This is a genomic window from Deinococcus sp. YIM 134068, assembly GCF_036543075.1.
GTDB lineage: Bacteria > Deinococcota > Deinococci > Deinococcales > Deinococcaceae > Deinococcus > Deinococcus lichenicola.
In genome coordinates, this window is the sequence record NZ_JAZHPF010000020.1 from 21,249 (window position 1) to 39,884 (window position 18,636).

20 protein-coding genes and 2 tRNA genes are annotated in these 18,636 nt (G+C 69.6%); 2 read left to right on the forward strand and 20 right to left on the reverse strand.

Annotation, left to right across the window (positions count from 1 at the left end):
* Nucleotides 1–11: 11 nt before the first annotated feature.
* The 7 genes from V3W47_RS15705 to V3W47_RS15735 all read right to left on the reverse strand — a co-directional run bounded on the left by V3W47_RS15705 (nt 12) and on the right by V3W47_RS15735 (nt 5,238).
* Nucleotides 12–182, reverse strand: coding sequence for a hypothetical protein (locus V3W47_RS15705; RefSeq protein ID WP_331826167.1), 171 nt, complete (start codon nt 180–182; stop codon nt 12–14).
* Between the two features lie 79 nt (nt 183–261).
* Nucleotides 262–888, reverse strand: coding sequence for a futalosine hydrolase (mqnB, locus tag V3W47_RS15710; RefSeq protein ID WP_331826168.1), 627 nt, complete (start codon nt 886–888; stop codon nt 262–264).
* A gap of 76 nt (nt 889–964) precedes the next feature.
* A complete protein-coding gene (locus tag V3W47_RS15715) occupies nt 965–2,572 on the reverse strand; it encodes a flotillin family protein (protein ID WP_331826169.1) in 1,608 nt (535 codons plus the stop codon).
* Nucleotides 2,573–2,653: 81 nt separating this feature from the next.
* Complete coding sequence (locus V3W47_RS15720; RefSeq protein WP_331826170.1) at nt 2,654–3,166, reverse strand: NfeD C-terminal domain-containing protein; 513 nt, start codon at nt 3,164–3,166, stop codon at nt 2,654–2,656.
* A gap of 76 nt (nt 3,167–3,242) precedes the next feature.
* Nucleotides 3,243–3,887: a pyridoxamine 5'-phosphate oxidase gene (gene pdxH / locus V3W47_RS15725; protein ID WP_331826171.1), complete on the reverse strand. Its 645-nt coding sequence runs from the start codon at nt 3,885–3,887 to the stop codon at nt 3,243–3,245.
* Nucleotides 3,884–4,711, reverse strand: coding sequence for a DNA-formamidopyrimidine glycosylase (locus tag V3W47_RS15730; RefSeq protein ID WP_331826172.1), 828 nt, complete (start codon nt 4,709–4,711; stop codon nt 3,884–3,886). Before V3W47_RS15730 ends, pdxH begins: the two co-directional genes overlap by 4 nt.
* Before the next feature lie 113 nt (nt 4,712–4,824).
* Nucleotides 4,825–5,238: a hypothetical protein gene (locus tag V3W47_RS15735; protein ID WP_331826173.1), complete on the reverse strand. Its 414-nt coding sequence runs from the start codon at nt 5,236–5,238 to the stop codon at nt 4,825–4,827.
* Nucleotides 5,239–5,341: 103 nt separating this feature from the next.
* On the opposite strand from V3W47_RS15735, the gene V3W47_RS15740 reads away from it, so the two are divergent.
* Nucleotides 5,342–5,977 carry a pyroglutamyl-peptidase I gene (locus V3W47_RS15740; RefSeq protein WP_331826174.1) on the forward strand — a complete coding sequence of 212 codons (636 nt, stop codon included), beginning with the start codon at nt 5,342–5,344 and terminating at the stop codon, nt 5,975–5,977.
* Nucleotides 5,978–6,305: 328 nt separating this feature from the next.
* Here V3W47_RS15740 and V3W47_RS15745 read toward each other — a convergent pair whose 3' ends face one another.
* From V3W47_RS15745 to V3W47_RS15805, 13 genes are all read right to left on the reverse strand, one after another.
* Complete coding sequence (locus V3W47_RS15745; RefSeq protein WP_331826175.1) at nt 6,306–6,557, reverse strand: hypothetical protein; 252 nt, start codon at nt 6,555–6,557, stop codon at nt 6,306–6,308.
* 2 nt (nt 6,558–6,559) lie between these two features.
* On the reverse strand, nt 6,560–8,689 hold the full coding sequence (gene ppk1 / locus V3W47_RS15750; protein WP_331826177.1) for a polyphosphate kinase 1: 2,130 nt from the start codon (nt 8,687–8,689) through the stop codon (nt 6,560–6,562).
* A 242-nt stretch (nt 8,690–8,931) separates the two neighbouring features.
* The gene (gene fabF, locus V3W47_RS15755; RefSeq protein ID WP_331826179.1) at nt 8,932–10,176 is read right to left on the reverse strand and encodes a beta-ketoacyl-ACP synthase II; all 1,245 of its coding nucleotides are present in this window, start codon (nt 10,174–10,176) and stop codon (nt 8,932–8,934) included.
* A 102-nt stretch (nt 10,177–10,278) separates the two neighbouring features.
* A complete protein-coding gene (gene acpP / locus V3W47_RS15760; protein ID WP_331826180.1) occupies nt 10,279–10,509 on the reverse strand; it encodes an acyl carrier protein in 231 nt (76 codons plus the stop codon).
* A 159-nt stretch (nt 10,510–10,668) separates the two neighbouring features.
* Nucleotides 10,669–10,806: a hypothetical protein gene (locus V3W47_RS15765; RefSeq protein ID WP_331826181.1), complete on the reverse strand. Its 138-nt coding sequence runs from the start codon at nt 10,804–10,806 to the stop codon at nt 10,669–10,671.
* A gap of 435 nt (nt 10,807–11,241) precedes the next feature.
* The gene (fabG, locus tag V3W47_RS15770; protein ID WP_331826182.1) at nt 11,242–11,994 is read right to left on the reverse strand and encodes a 3-oxoacyl-[acyl-carrier-protein] reductase; all 753 of its coding nucleotides are present in this window, start codon (nt 11,992–11,994) and stop codon (nt 11,242–11,244) included.
* The gene (locus V3W47_RS15775) at nt 11,991–12,467 is read right to left on the reverse strand and encodes a hypothetical protein (RefSeq protein ID WP_331826183.1); all 477 of its coding nucleotides are present in this window, start codon (nt 12,465–12,467) and stop codon (nt 11,991–11,993) included. Before V3W47_RS15775 ends, fabG begins: the two co-directional genes overlap by 4 nt.
* 64 nt (nt 12,468–12,531) lie before the next feature.
* Nucleotides 12,532–13,068 (reverse strand): DinB family protein, encoded by a 537-nt coding sequence (locus V3W47_RS15780; protein WP_331826184.1) that lies wholly within the window; start codon nt 13,066–13,068, stop codon nt 12,532–12,534.
* Complete coding sequence (fabD, locus tag V3W47_RS15785) at nt 13,065–13,961, reverse strand: ACP S-malonyltransferase (protein ID WP_331826185.1); 897 nt, start codon at nt 13,959–13,961, stop codon at nt 13,065–13,067. Before fabD ends, V3W47_RS15780 begins: the two co-directional genes overlap by 4 nt.
* Complete coding sequence (locus V3W47_RS15790; protein ID WP_331826186.1) at nt 13,958–15,016, reverse strand: beta-ketoacyl-ACP synthase III; 1,059 nt, start codon at nt 15,014–15,016, stop codon at nt 13,958–13,960. The genes fabD and V3W47_RS15790 overlap by 4 nt, the downstream gene beginning before the upstream one ends.
* A 232-nt stretch (nt 15,017–15,248) precedes the next feature.
* Nucleotides 15,249–16,856 (reverse strand): trigger factor, encoded by a 1,608-nt coding sequence (gene tig / locus V3W47_RS15795; protein WP_331826187.1) that lies wholly within the window; start codon nt 16,854–16,856, stop codon nt 15,249–15,251.
* A 246-nt stretch (nt 16,857–17,102) separates the two neighbouring features.
* A tRNA-Leu gene (locus tag V3W47_RS15800) sits at nt 17,103–17,188 on the reverse strand.
* A gap of 68 nt (nt 17,189–17,256) precedes the next feature.
* Nucleotides 17,257–17,333 (reverse strand) — tRNA-His (locus V3W47_RS15805).
* Nucleotides 17,334–17,478: 145 nt separating this feature from the next.
* On the opposite strand from V3W47_RS15805, the gene V3W47_RS15810 reads away from it, so the two are divergent.
* Nucleotides 17,479–18,621, forward strand: coding sequence for an acyl-CoA dehydrogenase family protein (locus tag V3W47_RS15810; RefSeq protein WP_331826188.1), 1,143 nt, complete (start codon nt 17,479–17,481; stop codon nt 18,619–18,621).
* Nucleotides 18,622–18,636: the final 15 nt, after the last annotated feature.

The following is an 18,636-nucleotide window of genomic DNA, read 5'->3' on the forward strand; positions in this document are numbered from 1 at the left end:
CGTGGACTGTCCTATTTCCCCTTCTTCGTCAGCCGCCACAGGGTCACGCCGTTCGTGACGAGCAGCAGCGCGCACAGGAGGGCGAACGCCACGTTGCCCTGCTGCACGAAGCGGATGGCGAGGATGCCCCACCCGCACATCAGCGCCACCACCAGCCACACGCGCCAGGCGGGGGCGTTCATGCGCGGCTCCGGGGGATCAGGAAAAGGGGAGTCATGGACGCAGGGTAATGCGGGCGCGGCGGCCTGTCCGGGTCCGGTCTCACAGGCCGAGCAATTCCTCCAGCCCGCGCCGGGTGGCGGCCAATGCCTCCCCGATGCGCCACGCCGCCCGGTCACGCGGCCCCACGGGATTGCTCACGCCCCGCAGCTCCAGCGCCGGAACGCCCGCCAGCAGCGCCGCGTGGGCCACCCCCGCCCCCTCCATCCCCTCGGTGAGCGCGTCAGGATAAACCCGGGCGAGGGCTTGGGCACGTTCCGCCGTCCCCGTCACCGTGTTCAGGGTGAGGGTCGGACCGCAGGGGGCACCGAGTCGCCCGGCAAGGTCCGCCGCGCCCTCCCAGACGGAGAAAACGCCTGCGTGCGGCGAGTCGGGCAACACGGACAACCCCAGCGCCGCGAGGTCGAGGAAGGCCGCCCCGTCCTGTGCCCCCAGGTCGGCCTGCACGATCACGCCCGACACGGCGAGGTCGCCGGGGACGAGGCCGCTGCCGGGATACGCCCCGCCGATGCCCGCGCTCACGGCGAGGTCAAAGTCGCTCGTGAGTAAGGCTTGCTGGGTAGCGAGCGCCGCCGCGACCGGACCGACCCCACTCACGACCACGCAGGTGGGCAGATCAGCGAGGCGGGCAGCCTCTCCGGCGGTCGCCACGATGACGAGGACATTCACGGCCATCAGGGTAGCGTGGAAAGGACAACGCCCCAGCAGGGGCCGGGGCGGGGAGAGAAACGTACGGCGGATGGGCCTAAGCGTCGCCCTTCGCGGGAGGGGTCGTCCTGGGCTGGTTGGCGCTCGCGCCGTTTCCTCCGGGAGTGGGCTGACCGCGACCCTGAAGGAGGCTCAGGAGGTTGACGCCCGTCGCGCTCTCGACCTGCTCCACCATGCCGATGATGTTGGCGGGGAGGGTCTGCACGGCGCTCCTCGTCGCCTGCCCGTTGCCCGAGTCGATGACGGTGAGCTTGTCGATCTGCATTCCCTGAACGGCGGCGGCGAACTGCTCGACGATGCCGGGAAGCATGTTCAGCACGTAGGCACGCTCGCCGTCGGGTCCGGCGTTGCGGAACGCCTCGACCATCAGGGCCACGGCCTGGGCCTTCGCGCGGCCCTCCTCCACGATGGGCGCGGCCTGGGCCTGGGCGGCGAGGAGTTCGGCCTCCCTGCGGGCGCGGGCGGGGGCCACCACGTCGGCCTCCAGCCGCTTCTGATTGAGGAGCACGCGCTCCTGCTCCAGTTCCTGCTCGGCGACCACGCGGGCACGCTCGGCGGTCACTTTGGCCTCGTTCTCGCGGGCGGCGGAGATGGCCTCCAGTTCGGCGCGGCGAATCCGCAGCTCGTTCTCGCGCTCCAGAATCGCCTGCTGGGCGGTCGTCTGGGCGATGGTCGCGCGCTGCTTGGCCTGGGCCTCGACCTCGGCGGCCTCGGCGTTCTGCTGGGCCTCGATGATGCGGGCCTGGCGCTGGGCCTCGGCGGTGCGCTGGCGCAGGGTGGCCTCCAGCGCCGCGCGCTCCTGCTCGAAGCCCTGGGTGGCGCGCACCTTGGCGAGTTCGGATTCCACCGCCGCCTCGTTCTGGCGCGCGAGCTGGATGGCACCCAGCTCGGTGCGGCGGACCTCCAGCTTGTTCTGCTCCTCGATGATGAGCTGCTGGCTGATCGCCTGGGCGACCTGGCTGCGCTGCAACGCCTGAGCCTCGGCCTGCGTCGCCTCCGCGTTGCGCTCGGCCTCCGCGACGCGGGCCTCCTTGAGGACCTCGGCGGCCTTGCGTCGCCCGATGGAGCTGAGGTAGCCGCCCGTGTCCGAGACGTTCTGAATCTTGAGGGTGTCGAGCTTGATGCCGAGGTTGTTGGTGTCGTGCTCGGCCTCCTCGATGAGGGCCTCGGCGAAGCGCAGGCGGTCCTCGTTGATCTCCTCGGGCGTCAGGGTCGCCACCACGCCGCGCAGGTTGCCCTCCAGCGTGTCGCGCACGATGTTCGTCAGCGTCTCGCGCGGCACGTCCAGAAATCGCTCGATGGCGTTCGAGAGCTGCGGCTCCTGCGCGTTGATCTTCACGTTGGCGACGGCGTGAATCTTGAGGGGAATGCCGCCCTTCGAGTAGGCGTTCTCGATGCTCAGGTCGAGGGGAATGGTCGTGAGGTCCATCCACGACACCTTCTCCAGCACGGGCACCCGGAAGGCCCGCCCGCCCCGGATGACCCGGTAGCCCACCGTGTCGCCCTCCTCGGTCGTGCGGCTGCGGCCCGAGATCACGAGCACCCGGTTGGGCGGCACCACGATCAGGAAGTTCTGGATGAGGACGACCACGACCACGATCCCCAGCAGGATCAGCACGGCGGTAATCAGGGTTCCAGTCAACACGACGCTTTCCTCCTCCTTGCACTCACGGCTTCACTTCCCAGGAGACGACACACGTCCTCACGGTTTCCTGACGGCGGACACTCACAGCCCCTCCCGCCCGTCCCACGCCTTCACGTCCAGCACGCCGCCCCGCGTGCCGATCACGATCACGGCGTCGCCGGGGCGCAGGGCGTCGTCGCTGTGGGCGAGGGCGTGTTCGATCTGCCCGGCGACCGTGACGGCCACCTTGCCCGGTCTCGCCGGGGCGGGCGGAACGATGACCTTCCCCGTGCGGCCCGCGAGCCGCCCCGCGCCGCCGCTCACCTCGCCGCGCGTCCGCGCCACGCTGAAGGCGAGGGCCGTGAACGCCCCCACCCCCAGCCCCGTCACGAGGGCCACGACGAGCCGCCCCGCTCCCCCCAGCCCCAGCAGCCCCGCCAGCACCCCTGCGAGGCCGAAAAAGGCCGCGAAGCTCACGAGCGCCCGCAGCGAGAACCACGAGGCGACATCGTGGAGGTCCCCGTCGTGCCCCGCCGCGTCCCCGTGGTGCCCGCCGAAGAGGGAGACGGCCAGCAGCCCGCCGCCCACGATCAGGCATACCAGATAGATGTCCATCGTTCGCTCATGTCCTCCACACCCCACACTACGCGGCGGAGGGGGAGGAGGTTGCCGGAAGTGCCGAGGCTCGCTCCTACGGCATCAGCCGCTCGACGCGCCAACCTCCGCCCTCCCGCGCGTAGCGGAAGCGGTCATGCATCCGGTTCGCCCTCCCCTGCCAGAACTCCCACTCCTGCACGCGCACCCGGTAGCCGCCCCAGAAGTCGGGCTTGGGAACGGTGGTGCCATCTGGAAAACGGGTATGCAGGGCGTCGAGCTTGGCCTCCAGCGTCTCGCGGTTCTCCACCGGGGCGCTCTGCGGGTCGCTCACGAGGGCGGCAAGCTGGCTCTCACGGGGGCGGGAATGGAAGTAGGCGGCGCTCTCCTCCCCGCTCAGGCGCTCGACCGTCCCGTAGGCGCGCACCTGCCGCTCGTGTTCGGCCCAGTGGAAGAGGAGTTCGGCCTGCGGGTTGGCCTCCAGATCGCGCCCCTTGTGCGAGTCGTAGTTCGTGTAGAAGGTTAGCCCGCCCCCCTCCGCCCCGCGCAGGAGCACCGTCCGCACGCTCGGCCTGCCCGCGGCGTCCGCCGTGGCGAGGCTCAGGGCGTAGGGTTCGCGCAGCCCGCCCCGCAGCGCCTCGTCCAGCCAGGCCCGGAACTGGGCGAGGGGGTCGGGATTCAGGCTCTCACGGCGCAACTCGGCGCGGGTGTAGGAGAGGCGGAGGCCCGTGAGGTCGGTCATTCCCGCACCTTCTGACAGTGGGGGCAGAAGTGCGTTCCTCTCTGTCCCAACACGATTTTCCTAATGGGTGTGCCGCAGCGGGGGCAGGGTTTCCCCGTCTGCCCGTAGACCGCGTGGCGGACCTGAAAGGCACCGGGTTCGCCGTCGTGCTGGCGGTAGTTGCCCAGCCCATTGCCCAGGGAACTGCCCCCCGCCTCGACCGCCTCGTGCATGACCTCGCGGATGGCGTGGTAGAGACGGCCTGCCTCCTCACGGTCGAGGCGCGTCTGCGCTGGGTGAATCCGAGCACGCCACAGGCTCTCGTCCGCGTAGATGTTGCCCACGCCGCTCACGGGCTTCTGCGACAGGAGCCACGGCTTGACGGCCCCGCACGTCGCGGCGAGGCGGGCGAACTCGTCCTCGTTGAAGCTGTCCGACAGCGGTTCCGGTCCCATCGCGTGCAGGGTCGGCATCCCCGCGTACTCCCCGGCGGGCACGACCGCCATCTTGCCGAAGCGGCGGGGGTCGTTGAAGTAGAGCTTGCCCTCGTCCGTCTGCACGGTCACGCGGGTATGTGGCCCCTCCTCCAGCCGGAAGCCGCCCGTCATGCCCAGGTGGACGATGAAATCGAGGTCGTGGGGGTCGCCCTCCGCCGCGTCCGCCGCCGCGAGGTGCAGCATCAGGTACTTGCCCCGGCGCGACAGCCCGCTCACCCGCCGCCCGTGCGCGAGGTGCGTGTCGCGGTAGCGGTGGGCGGCGTCGTGCGTGACGCTGAGGATGGTGCGCCCCGCGAGCAGCGGCTCGATTTTGCGGCGCGTGGTCTCGACCTCGGGCAGTTCGGGCACACGGGGAGGATAGCGGGCGGGGCAAGGGGTGAACCGTGGCGCGGGACGGGGCACAGTGGGAGGACGAGGAGAAGACGGTCGCCTCGCCCTCGCAAGAGCCTGACGGACCATCGCTAAACCTGTGGCCCCAACAGCCCCATCCTGATGCCACGAGGTTTGAACACGGTTCGATTGATCCAGGAGAGATGTAGGACCATCATCAACCAGGCGAGAATGGGGAGAACGGAGGTCAGAGGCGTTCTGGGAAGGCCAAGCCAGCTCGCCAGCAGGGGCAGGAGGGCCAGGAGAACATAGGCCCAGCCGAACCGGACGTGTGCCAGTTCGAGGAAAAAGTAGTAAAGGAAGTACGACAGGATGCGGGCCGCGAGAAAGAGAACACCCACGAAGGTGGCCGCATCCCAGGAGAGGCCCGGCAACCCAGCCAACATGGCCCCGCACACGAACAAGACGATCAGGCAGAGAATCAGATACCGTTCGACCCGAGCGAGATCATGGAGGTCGGCGTCGGAAAACTCCGCCTGCGTCATCCCCACAGGATAAGCACGTCCCGCTGAACACCGGGCGGAGGTTGAGGGTTCGTCCGAACGTCCCACCTCCCTGTTCCACGACTCCCGCCGTATCCTCCCCCCTATGCCCACGCTCCTGCTCACCGGCTTCGAGCCGTTCCACACGCACCCCATCAACCCGAGCGCGCAGGCGGCGGAGGCGCTGGACGGGGCGGAGGTCGGCGGGGCGCGCGTCGTCTCGGCGCTGCTGCCCGTGGAACCGCACGCGGCGGCGGCGGCCCTGCTCACCCTGCTGGACGCCCACCAGCCGGACGCCGTACTCCTGACGGGCCTCGCGGCGGGGCGGCCCCACGTCACCGCCGAGCGGGTCGCCCTGAATGTCATGGATTTTCGTATCCCCGACAATGCCGGGTGGGTCTACCGCGACCACCCGGCGCACGGACACGCGGAGGCCCCGCCCGCTTACATGAGCACCCTGCCCCTGCGCGCCGTCGTGGAAGCGTGGAGAGCGGCGGGCATCCCCGGCGATATCAGCAACACGGCGGGCCTGTACCTCTGCAACTTCGTGCTCTACCACGCCCTCGACCACCTCGCGCACACGGGCCGCGCCGGGGTGCCCTGCGGCTTTCTTCACGTCCCCGCCAACGCGGGGGTGGCCCTCGCCGTGCCGGAGGACCGCCCGCCGCTGCCCTATCTGCCGCAGGAGGAAATCACGCGGGCGGTGCGGGTGGCGGCGGAGGTGGTAGGGGGCAGGGTGTAGGAAAAGAACGGCTTCGACACGCACTTAAAGAGATGAATAGGTTTGTTTTCTCCTCCCCCTTGAACGCCAGATGTGCAAGAGAAAACGAGTGTGCCAGATGTGCTTTTTGCTCCCTCTCCCCTTGCGGGTGACTCGTAGAGCTGCGAAGCAGAGGGCTGGGGAGAAGGGTGGCGAGCAACGCTCGTCCTCCTGCCAGACGGCGAAAACGCTTCTTTTGCCCGACCGCAACTCACATCAAGCGTATTGAGGGGGAGTCCGGGACTCGTAGAGCTGCGAAGCAGAGGGGGTGAACAGGCCCGGCCTCCAAGAGAACTCGTCCGTCAACTCCTCACGGAAACGGTGCCTTCCCTGTCACCCACCCCCCCCCCGGCCCTCCGGCCCAGTGCCACTCTCCCCGGTCGTCCGGCTTGAGGGCGAGGGCGGCGACCACGGCGGCGAGGGGCACGCGGCGGGCGAAGCGGGTGCGGGCGTGCCACTCGGCGAGGGCGGGGGCAGGGTCGGCGGGGCGCAACCCGCGCAGGGCGGCGTGGGCGCGGTTCACGGCGAGGTCGAAGAGGGCGTCCGGGGCGGCGGCGGGCACCTTCAGGCGGGGTGGCGGGCCTCGGCGAAGGCACCCTGCGCGCTGAAGTCGCCGACGAGCTTCTCGTACACGCCGTCCGGACCGAGTTCCCACGAGCCGCGTGTGTCGGCCCATTCGGTGTCCAGAATCCGCAGGAACTGGTCGCGGTGGCGGTCGTCGAGGGCCGGGGCGATGACCTCCACCCGGCGGTCGAGGTTGCGGCTCATCCAGTCGGCGCTCCCGAAGTAGACCTCCGGGCTGCCCGCGTTCCCGAAAGCGTAGATGCGGGCGTGCTCCAGATAGCGCCCCAGCAGGCTGCGGACGCGCACCGTCTCCGACAGCCCCGGAACGCCGGGCCGCAGGCAACACACCCCCCGAAGGATGAGTTCGACCCGCACGCCCCCCTGCGAGGCGCGGTACAGGGCCTCGATCAGCGCGGGGTCGGTCAGTTGGTTCACCTTGATCCGCGCCCAGGCGTCGTGCCCCGCCTCCGCGTGTTCCACCTCGCGCCCCAGCAACGCCTCGAAGCCGCTGCGGGCGGTGTCGGGCGCGACGAGCAGGCGGCTGTACCCGGCCTCCGCGTACCCGGTGAGGTGATTGAACAGCTCGGCCACGTCCGCGCCGAGGTCGGGGTCTGCCGAGAGCAGGCTCAGGTCGGTGTACAGCCGCGCCGTCTTGGGGTTGTAGTTGCCCGTCCCGATGTGGACGTAGCGCCGCAGGCCCCCCTCCTCGCGCCGGACGACGAGCGTGACCTTCGCGTGGGTCTTGAGGCCCGCCATGCCGTACACCACGTGCGCCCCGGCCCGCTCCAGTTTGCGTGCCCACGAGATGTTGCGCTGCTCGTCGAAGCGGGCCTTGAGTTCGATGAGGGCCACGACCTGCTTGCCGTTCTCGGCAGCGGTGCGGAGTGCCCCCAGCAATCTCGGGTCGTCCCCGGTGCGGTAGAGCGTCTGCTTGATGGCGAGGACCTGGGGATCGCGCGCCGCCTCCTCCAGAAAGTTCAGGACGTTCGTGAAGCCGTCGTAGGGATGGTGCAGCAGCACGTCGCCCTGACGCAGCGTGTCGAAGACGCCGCCCTCCTCGTCCCCATCGAGGTCCGGCACGGCGGCCACGTAGGGCGGGAAGGCGAGGTCCGGGCGCTGTACCGGGAAGCCCATCAGGTCGGCGGTGCCCAGCGGCCCGTCGAGGAGGAAGATGTCCTCGGGCGCGAGCCGCAGCCGCTCTTGCAGGAAGGTCACGATGGCGGGGGGCGTGCCCGTCATGACCTCCAGCCGCACCGCCGCTCCGAACCGCCGCCGCCGCAGCCCGTCCTCGATGGTGGCGAGCAGGTCCTCGGCCTCCTCCTCCTCGAACTCGTAGTCGGTGTTGCGGGTCACGCGGAAGACGTGCGCGGCGAGCACCGTCCGCCCTTTGAACAGGTCCCCGAGGTGCGCGGCGATCACGTCCTCCAGCAGCAGCAACACGTCGCCGACGGGCACCACGCGCGGCAGGACGCCGACGGGCACCTTCACCCGCGCGAACTCCGGTTCCTCGCCGTCACCGCCGTCGAGCAGCACGGCGAGGTTGAGGCTGAGGTTGCTCAGGTACGGGAAGGGGTGGCTGGGGTCCACGATCAGGGGCGTCAGCACGGGCTGAATCTGCGACAGGTAATGCTCGCGCAAGGCCGCCCGCGCCCGCTTGCCCAGGTCGGCCACGCGCACGAGCCGCACGCCCTCGGCAGCAAGAACCTTGAGGGTCGCCCGCGCCGCACGCTCGATCTCGCGCAGCATGGTATGGGTCCGCTCGCGCACGAGCTTCAACGTCTCGCGCGGTTGCAGCCCGTCGGGGCTGGGCGTGCTGACTCCCGCCGCAATCTGGCGGTGGACGCCCGCCACGCGCACCATGAAGAACTCGTCGAGGTTGCTGCCGCAGATCGCCGCATACTTCAGCCGTTCCAGCGGCGGGTTGCGCTCGTCACGCGCCTCGGCGAGCACGCGCTCGTTGAAGGCCAGCCACGACAGCTCCCGGTTGAGGAAGGAACTCTCCGGGTTGGCGACGGTGCTGAGGGTCCGCCCCTCAGCGGACGGGGCGCGGTCCTCCCGCCTCGCGCGGCGCGCACGCCTGGCGGGCGGCTCGGGAGAGGGCGAGGCAGCTTTCTCGGCGCGCACGGTCATGCCCCAGAGTAATGAACGAAGCCGACCCCCGGCGAAAGGTCGGCGACATTAGGAGGGGAAGATGAAGGCGCGGTCAGATCGGAGGCGGCAGGTCTCCCCCTCGCCAGCCGCCCTGTTCTTCCCCTTGAAGCCGTACCAGACGCAGACCGAAGATGCTTTTCTCCCTCTCCCCCCGTGGGAGAGGGCCGGGGTGAGGGGGCGTGTGACCAGCCCCACTGCCCAACCTCCTCCCTCCTCACCCCTCACACCCGCTTGAACAGCAGCGCCGCGTTCTGTCCCCCGAAGGCGAACGAATTGCTCAGCGCGTACTCCACCCGCGCCTCACGCGCCCCCTCCGGGATGTAGTCGAGGTCGAGGGCCGGGTCGGGGTCGGTGAGGTTGATGGTGGGCGGCAACACGCCGTCGTGAAGGGCCTGTGCGACGGCGATGGCCTCGATGGCCCCGGCGGCCCCCAGAAGGTGCCCGGTCATGGACTTGGTGGAGCTGATGGCGAGCTTGTGCGCGTGGTCGCCGAAGACGTGCTTGATGCCCTGCGTCTCGTGCAGGTCGTTGAAGTGGGTGCTGGTGCCGTGGGCGTTGACGTAGCCGACCTGTTCGGGATTGACGCCCGCCGTGGCGAGGGCCATTCGCATGGCGACCTGCGCGCCGCGTCCCTCGGGGGCGGGGAGGGTGATGTGGTGCGCGTCGGCGCTCGTGCCGTAGCCGACGACCTCGGCGTAGATGGTCGCGCCGCGCGCCCTGGCCTTTTCAAACTCCTCCAGCACGACCACGCCCGCCCCCTCGCCCAGCACGAAGCCGTCGCGGCTGGCGGAGAAGGGACGGCTCGCCTGTTCCGGCGCGTCGTTGCGGGTGGAGAGGGCCTTCATGTTGGAAAAGCCCCCGATGGCGATGGGCGTGATGGCCGCCTCGGTGCCGCCCGCGAGCATCACGTCGGCGAGGCCGAGCTGGATGTAGCGCGCCGCGTCGCCGATGGCCCCGGTGCCGGTCGCGCAGGCGGTGACGACGGTGCTGCTCGGCCCGGTGCAGCCGTAGCGCATCGCCACGTGCCCGGTCGCCATGTTGGCGATCATCATGGGGATGAACATGGGGCTGATGCGCCCCGGCCCGCGCGAGTGCAGCACCCCTGCCTGGTCCTCGAAGGTCTTCACCCCGCCGATGCCGCTGCCGATGACGGTGCCGACGCGCTCACTGCGGAACTCCTCCTCCGGGAGGCCGCTGTCGCGCACGGCGAGTTCCGCCGCCACCAGCGCGAGCTGCACGTAGCGGTCGAGCTTGCGCGCCTCGCGGGGGTCCACGAACTCGTCGAGGTCGTCGTCCACCTGCCCGGCGATCTTGCTGCCCACGCCCTCCGTGTCGAAGCGCGTGATGTGGCCGATGCCGCTCCTGCCCGCGCGCTGCCCCTCGGCAAAGGCCCGCGCCCCCGTCCCGATGGGCGTCAGCGGCCCCAGGCCCGTGATCACCACCCGCTTGAGTCCCGTCACGCTCATGCTGCCCTCCCCTCACAGGGAACCGGGCGGGCACACGGTCTGACCCGCGCCCACCCGGCTCCCGATCGCTCCCTCACGGGCGCTGCCCCTCGCGGGCGCTGATTACTGCTTGGAGCCGATGTAATCGACGGCGGCCTGCACGGTGCGGATGCCTTCCGCGTCCTCGTCGCTGATGGTGATGCCGAACTTGTCCTCCAGCCCCATGATCAGCTCCACCGTCTCCAGGCTGTCGGCCCCCAGGTCCTCCACGAAGCGGGCCTCGGGCGTCACCTTGTCCCCGTGCACGCCGAGTTTCTCGACGATCACGTCCTTCACGTCCTCAAATGTTGCCACAGTTGAATACCTCCTTGGTCTGAAGTCTGCGCCAGTCTACACGCGGGGCGCGGAAACGCCGAAAAGGCTGGACGGGGTTCAAAGCCGGGAAGGCAGCAGAAACCCCCCGGTTTCCCAGGGGGCGTCCGGCGCGGGGGCGGGATGACGGGGCGAGAGGGCTTACTTCAGGGCTTGAATCAGGTGCGTGATGGCGGTGATCAAACCTGCCGTGGCCGTGAGGATCGCCATGACCTCAGCCACCGTCGGCGGTCTTTTCTTCCGCTTCTCGCGCGTGGTAGGATGCCTGCGGTTAGGCATAGCACCCACCCCCTTTCCGCGCCCGGAGCCGCACACTCCGGGCGCTTACGCATTTGGAGTGGCCCCTCTCGGTTTGTTCCCCTGTCATGAACCCCGTCCGTGCTGGACTAGGGGAGTATACGGGTTGTGGCGCAGGAATGAGGCGAAGTCGCGGCTCAGCCGTCCGTCGTTTCGACGTGATGTTCACAGCCGTCGTGCTCGAAGACGGCCCGGCGATCCATCGCCGACAGCGCGTTCGTACAAACGCCCAGTCCAAAGCGAACTTGCCCGTCAACTCAACGTAATAGATGCAGCTCCAGCATTGCGGGTGAGGTTCATCTACCTCAGTGGCAGGGCCGTACTGATAACCTCTAACCTCGGCTGATCCAACGCTGGTGAGTTTCCCTCAGATGGGCAGAGTTCCAAGCCAAACGGTGTCGCTTCTCAGCCATACCGTCAGTGCGGGTACAGCCCACCGTCCACCCCGATCACCTGCCCGGTAATGTATGCGGCGGCGTCCGAGGCGAGGAAGGCGACGAGCGCGGCGACCTCCTCGGGCCTCCCGAAGCGGCCCAGGGGGATGCCGCCGAGGTACGCCTTCTGCACGTCGCCCGGAAGCCCCGCCGTCATGTCCGACTCGATGAAGCCGGGGGCGACGGCGTTGACCGTGATGCCGCGCCCGCCGTACTCCTTCGCCAACGCCTTGCTCAGGCCGATCAGCCCGGCCTTGCTGGCGACGTAGTTCGCCTGACCGGGGTTGCCCATCAGCCCGACGACCGAGGCAATGTTGATGATCCGGCCTGTGCGGGCGCGCATCATGTGCTTGATGGCGGCGCGGCTGGCGGCAAAGGCGCTCCCCAGGTTGGTGTCCAGCACGGCGTCCCAGTCCTCGTCCTTCATGCGGATGGCGAGGGTGTCACGGGTGATCCCGGCGTTGTTCACGAGCACGTCGAGGCGGCCCATCTCCCCGATGACGGTTTCCACGAGCGTTCCGGCATTCGCGGGCGTGGAGAGGTCGGCCCCGAAGACCTGGGCGGGCACGCCGAGCGCACGAATCTCCCCCGCGACCTTCTCCGCCTCCACCTGATTGCGGCCATAGTGGACGGCCACGCCGAAGCCCGCCTGAGCGAGTGCGAGGGCCATCGCGCGGCCCAGGCCACGGCTGGAGCCGGTGACGAGGGCGATCTTCTGGGGTTGAGCTTGGGTCATGGATTCTCTCGTTTCAGGTCGAAGCTCTGGGAGGTCGCGCTGGCAAAGCACCTCCAGAGGGGGTCGGTCACGTTTTCGCTGAGCACGTCGCAGAACATCGTGTTCGCCGTCGTGCCATCGTCGCCCCGCAGGTTCAGATGGGCACCACTTGGGACCGGGCTGGTCTGCGGACGGAGGTAGGAGTGTTCGGCCCCACCCGAGACCGTCCCCTCCACGCTGAACGTTTGCGTTCCGATGGCGGCACTTCCACTCACCGCGTATTCAAACGAACTCAAGTAGGTAGCCTTCAGGTCGAGACGCAGGGTTTGCCCCACGTCCGCGTCCGACGCCTTGAGCTGCCCCACCCAGACGCCGCGCAGGATGCGGGGGTCATCCTTGAACGAGACGGGAGTGGGTTCCGGGAGGTCCCGAGAGTAGTAGTCACACGACGAGAGGAGGGGAAGGAGCAGCACGGGCAGCAGTCGTCTCCTCATGATCGTCTCAGGGTACAGGCTGTGGGGCCGGTCACGAGGAAGACGTGTCGAGGTCGGGACGGCATCACGCCTGCCCCAGACTGGCCTTCACGCCGCCGAGGTGGTGCTGGTTGTGGTAGAGGGTGAAGAGCAGCATCTCGCGGACGCTGAGTTCGCCGAGGACGGGGTGCGTCAGGGCGAAGCGGTCGAGGTCGGCGTCCGTCCACCCTGCGAGGGCCGTTCTCACGGCGGCGGTGGCGTCCAGGTACTCCTGCACGAGCGCGGCCTGGTCGCCCTGCGGATCGGGGACGTAGCGGCCAGACGCCTTCGCCCCGCCCGCGAGCGCGTCCCGGTACCCGTCGCGGATGTCGAGGAAGGAGCGTGAGGGGCGGCCCCCACTCCGCCGTCCCAGCCGATCACGGGAAATCTGCAAGGCTTTGGCGACCGGCGCGTTGGAGAGCGTCAGGTGGTGGAGGTGGTGCGACGGAGACCATGCCTCCGCCGAACCGCGCGTGAACACGTCCCCCGGCAGCTTGCGGAAGTATGTTCCTAGCTCGCCCTGCATCTGATTGAGCGCCTGAAGGAGTTCCTCGCGGGTGTGCGGGGCCTGCGGGACGCTCAAGCGAGGTCCTCCGCCTTGCCGACGTTCAGGGTCCGCGCGTCGGGCAGGATACGTTTGACGAGGCCGGTGAGCACCGCGCCCGGCCCGAACTCGATAAAGGTGTCCACGCCGAGGGCCGCGAGGGTTTGAATAGTTTCCACCCAGCGCACGCTCCCGGTGATCTGGCGGGCGAGGAGGTCGGGGAGGGCGGCGGGGTCGCCGTTCGCCTCGGCGGTCACGTTCGCCACCACCGGAAAGGCGAGGGGACCGAAGGCCGTGGCCCGCAGGTCGGGGGTCAGGGCATCCTGCGCGGGCTGCATCAGGGCGCAGTGGAAGGGGGCGCTCACCTTGAGGGGGATGACCTTGAGGCCCCGCCCCTTGAGTGTGGCGGCGGCGGCGTCCACGGCGTCTTTCTCCCCCGAGATCACCGTCTGGGTCGGCGCGTTGAAGTTGGCGGGCTGGACGATGCCCGGTGCCGAGTCGCAGACCTCGCGCACCACGGCGGGGTCGCCCATGACGGCGCTCATCGCCCCGACGCCGACGGGCACGGCCTTCTGCATCAATTCGCCGCGCCGCCGGGTGAGGGTCAGCGCGCCCTCCAGCTTCAAGGTCCCGGCAGCGACGAGCGCGCTGTACTCGCCCAGCGAGTGCCCGGCGGCGTAGGCGGGGGTCTGGCCCGTCCTGGCCTGCCACGCCCGGTACGCGGCGACCGACGCGGCCACGAGCGCGGGCTGCTGGTTGGCGGTCAGGGTCAACTCGTCGAGCGGCCCGGTCTCGATCAGGGCGCGCAGGCCGGGCAGGGTACGTTCGGCCTCGGCATACACGGCCTCAGCCTCGGGGAAGGCGGCGGTGAGGTCCGCGCCCATCCCGACGGCGTGCGAACCCTGGCCTGGGAAGAGGGCGGCGATGGTCACACGCCCACCGCTTCCTGCCTCGCCCGAGCCTTCAAGCTGGGGGCACCCGCCCACCATTTCAGGGTGGAGGCCGCCCAGCTCAGGCCGCCCCCGAACGCGACGAGGAGGAGCTGCTGGCCGTCCCAAATCCGCCCGTCGTCGATGGCCTCCCGCAGCGCGAGGGGCACGGTGGCGCTCGACGTGTTGCCGTAGCGGTCGAGGTTCACGACCGTCTTGCTCATGGGCAGGCCCACGCGCTCGCAGGCGGCCTCGATGATGCGGATGTTGGCCTGATGGGGAATCACCCAGTCCACGTCCGCGCTGCTCAGGCCGCTCCTGGCGAGAACCTGATTGCCGCTGTCGCCGAGGACGCGCACGGCGAACTTGAAGACCTCGCGGCCATTCATCCCGACGGCCTCGCCCATCTCGAAGCCGCCGGGAAGCCGGGGGGCGGCACAGCGCAGGTAGAGGCTGGAGCCGCCCGCGCCGTCGGCCCCCAGCACGAAGTCCTGAAAGCCGTAGCCCTGCGGCACCGGCCCCACGACCGCCGCACCTCCCCCGTCCCCGAAGAGGATGGCGGTATTGCGGTCGTTCTGGTCCACGATCTTGGAGAGGGCCTCGGCCCCCACCACGAGGACCCGCCGCGCCGTGCCCGCCAGGATCAGGCCCTGCGCCACGCTCACGCCGTACACGAAGCCGCTGCACGCCGCCGAGAGGTCGAAGGCAGCGGCCCCGGCCAGGCCCACCTGCATGGCGATCAGGGCCGCCGTCGAGGGCATCAGGGCGTCGGGGCTGACCGTGGCGCAGATCACGGCGTCCACTTCATCCAGGGCGTCCGGGTCGCGCGAGAGCAGGTCGCGGACGGCAGCCACCCCCACGTCCGAGGTGTACTCCTCGGCCTCCGTGAAGCGGCGCTCGCGGATGCCCGTGCGGCTCTCGATCCACTCCGCGCTCGTGTCCATCCGCGCCTCGAAGTCCGCGTTCGTGACCACCCGCGCGGGCGCGTACGTGCCGAGGGCCGTGATGCCGATGCTGGGGCGGGCGGGGGTGGGGGGCTGGCCCTGGGGTGCAGTCATGCCCGAACCGTAGCATTCTTTGAACAGACGTTCAAGGAATAATCTGGGAGTGGGGACGTGGTTCGGGGGGCGACCAGCGGCCAGCTTCCAGCCGCCAGCAGAACAGCAGGAGTCGCCTGAGCTTGAGGGTGTGTTGAAGAGACGAGAGGCTGAGTCCTTGTGCCCCTCCCCCGAAAAAGGGGGCACGCCCCGACGGACACGCCCCCTCCTCGCCCTCGATGGGCCGTGGGTTCTACTCGCCCTGCCGCTCCTGACCCTGCTCCCCGCCCTGCTCGGTGGTGCCCTGCTCGGTCGTCCCCTCGGTGCCCGTCGAAACCTCCCCGGTCCGGGCGGTGACGGCCTCCTGGGCGCTCACATCCGCGTCGTCGGTGGCGGTGCCGACGGTCAGCTCGTCGGTCATCCCAGTATCCGCCGTCTCAGAGTCCGTCGCCCCGGTGCCCTCCTCCTGCGAGGTGGCCTGCGCCTCGATCTGGGTCTCCCCGGTGGCGTCACTGCCTGCGCTCATGTCCTCGGCCTGCTCGGTGCCCGCCTGCTCGGTCTGCTCGGCCTGCTCGGTCTGAGGCTCACTGACGACGTTCTGCGCGCCCTGGGCCTGCGCCGCCTGCCCGCCGCCGAGTTGGGCGAGCGCCTGCGCCAGCCCCTTCTCGCGGGTGAGGCTGACGAGGTAGCCGTTCAGGCCCTCCGGCCCGAGCTGGGTGCGGAGCTGCTGGACGGTCATGTTGTTGCCCTGCGCGAGCGCGCCGAGGGTCTGATTGAACTCGGCCTCGGTGACGCGCACGTTCAGGTCCTCGGCGAGCCGCTCCAGCGCGAGGTCACGCTTCACGCGGGACTCGGCATTCCTGGCGAGGTCGGCCATGAAGTCGTCGAGCTTGCCCTGCTCGCGCATGAACTCCTCGTACTCGCCCCACTTCACGCCCTGGCGACTCAGGTCGTCCTGAATCTCCTCCAGCATCGCCTCGCGGCGGCGGTCCACGAGGGCGCGGGGAATATCGGCCTGCATCCTCTCCACCAGCCCGGTCACGAACTCCTCGCGGCGGGCGGCGTCGCCCTCCTGGCGGGCGCGGCGCTCCAGCTCGCCCCTGAGATCGGTCCGCAGGCGGTCCAGGCTGTCGAAGTTCAGGCTCCTGGCGAAGTCGTCGTTCAGTTCCTGAAGCTGCTTGGTCTGCACGCCCTGCACCCGCACGCGGACGGTATGGGCGGGGTGCTCGTGGTCGCCGTGCTGGTGCGCGGGCACGGTGATCTCCACCTCGTCGCCGACGCTCCTGCCGAGCAGCGCGTCGCGGACGTGCGTCTCGGCCACGTCGAGGTACACGGGGTAGGTGCCGCCCTCCTCACCGAGTTCCTCGATGGTGACCTGATCGCTCGCCTCAATGGGCCGCTCCGCCGCCGTGAAGGTCGCGTTGCGCTCCTGAAGGTCGGAGAGCGTGCGCTCCAGCACCTCGTCGGTGATCTCGGGGGACGCCGCCGTAAGCTGCGCGCCTCTCCAGTCGCCCAGCTTGACCTCGGGGTACGTCTCGCCGTTCACGGTGAAGTCGAAGCCCTGGCCGCTCGTCAGCGTGCCGGGGTCGATCTGCGCGTCCACGAGGCTGAGGCCGAGTTCGCGGGCCGCCTGCGGGTAGTGCGCCTGGAGGAGTCGGTCGCGGACCTCGTTCTCGACGTAGCCCTTGCCGACGCGGCCTTCGAGCACCTTGCGCGGTGCCTTGCCGGGCCGGAAGCCGGGCACGCGCACGTCACGCGCGAGACCCGCCCACACCTGCTCGTAGGCGCGGTTCACCTCGGCGGCGGGCACCGCGACCCGGAATTGCACCTTGTTGCCTTCCCTGCTGATCAGCTCTGCCATACGTCTCCCATCCTGACGCCCCCGCCTGCCCGGCCCGCGTCTGGACGCGGTGGAGGGGTGGGGCGTGTCCTCGTGTGTGCCTGTGCCGCCTGCGCCCGCTCCGTGAGCCGGGTGGCGCGCGACATGCCGCCGCGCATCATAGAGCCTGATACGCCCGCCGCGCGACTCCCGGCGGGGGCAAGGCGAACGGCGGCCCACCGGAGAGGACCGGAAGCCGCCGCTTTGCCGTGTTGGTGCCCTCTGTGTTGGTGCGAGGAAAGGGACTTGAACCCTCACTCCCTCCGGGAACCAGATCCTAAGTCTGGTGCGTCTACCAATTCCGCCATCCCCGCACGCCGCCCACGCCCAGAGATCAAAAGAAAGGCCCCGGCCCCCACACGCGGCGGCGACCGGGACAACCTGGGGTGGATTAGGGGACTTGAACCCCCGGCCTCCGCTTCCACAGAGCGGCGCTCTAACCAACTGAGCTAAACCCACCGCACGCCTCTGACGCGGGCCTACACATCTTACGGGGGAAGCGGGGGGATGTCAATGCGGGTGTGGCTTGCAGGTTGTGGGCTGTAGGAAGGGCGATCTTTTCCCACACCCCACACCCCCTCCCGGCGCTACCCTGTTCCCACCTATGAATTTTAATCTTCCCGAGGACCTGCGGGACGTGCAGGCGACGGTGCGCGACTTCATGCTGGACGTGGTGGAGCCGCGCGCCCACGAGATCGAGGCGACGAACAGAGTGCCGGACGAGCTGATGCGGGGGGCCGCCGAGCTGGGGCTGTTCGGGCTGAGCATCCCCGAGGAGTACGGCGGGGTGGGGCTGGGGTCGCTGGGGCGCTGCGCCGTGTACGAGGCGCTGGGGCAGGGGCACATGGGCTTCGGCGGGGTGATCAGCGCGCACGCCTCCATTGGGACAAGCGGGCTGGTGAAGCTCGGCACCGAGGAGCAGAAGCGGCGTTTCCTGCCGCGCATGGCGAGTGGCGAATGCGTCGCGGGCTTCGCCATCACCGAGCCGAGCAGCGGGTCCGACGCGGCGAACATCCGCACGCGGGCCGAGAAGAGGGGCGAGTGCTACGTCCTGAACGGCACGAAGCACTACATCTCCAACGCGCCCATCGCCGGGGTGCTGACGGTCATCGCGGTCACGGACCCGGCGAAGGGCACGCGCGGCATGAGCGCCTTCCTCGTCGAGCCGCAGACCACGCCCGGCGTGCGGGTCGGCAAGATCGACGAGAAGATGGGGCAGAAGGGGTCCCTGTCCGCCGAGGTCATCTTCGAGGACGCCGAGATTCCCGCCGCGAACCTCCTCGGCCCCGAACACCTGGGCTACCGCGAGGCGCTGGGCATCCTCACGAACGGGCGGGTGGGCATCGCCGCGCGCTCGACGGGGGCGATGCAGCGCCTCCTCGATCTCTCGGTCGCCCACGCCAAGACCCGCGAGCAGTTCGGGCAGCCCATCGCGGAGTTCCAGGCGGTCCAGTTCATGCTCGCCGAGATGGAAATTGCCATCCAGACCAGCCGCCTCCTGTGGCAGAAGGTGGCGTGGATGGTGGACGGGGGGCAGGACGTGCGCCGCATGGCCTCGGTCGCCAAATACCATGCGACCGAGATGCTCTCGCAAGTGGCGGACAAGGCCGTGCAGGTCGCGGGCGGCATGGGCTACATGAAGGACTCCCCCGTGGAGCGGTACTACCGGGACCAGCGGCTCCTCCGCATCTACGAGGGCACGAGTGAGATTCAGAAGCTGATCATCGCGCGGGACCTGCTGGCGTAGGGAGGGATTGAGCGT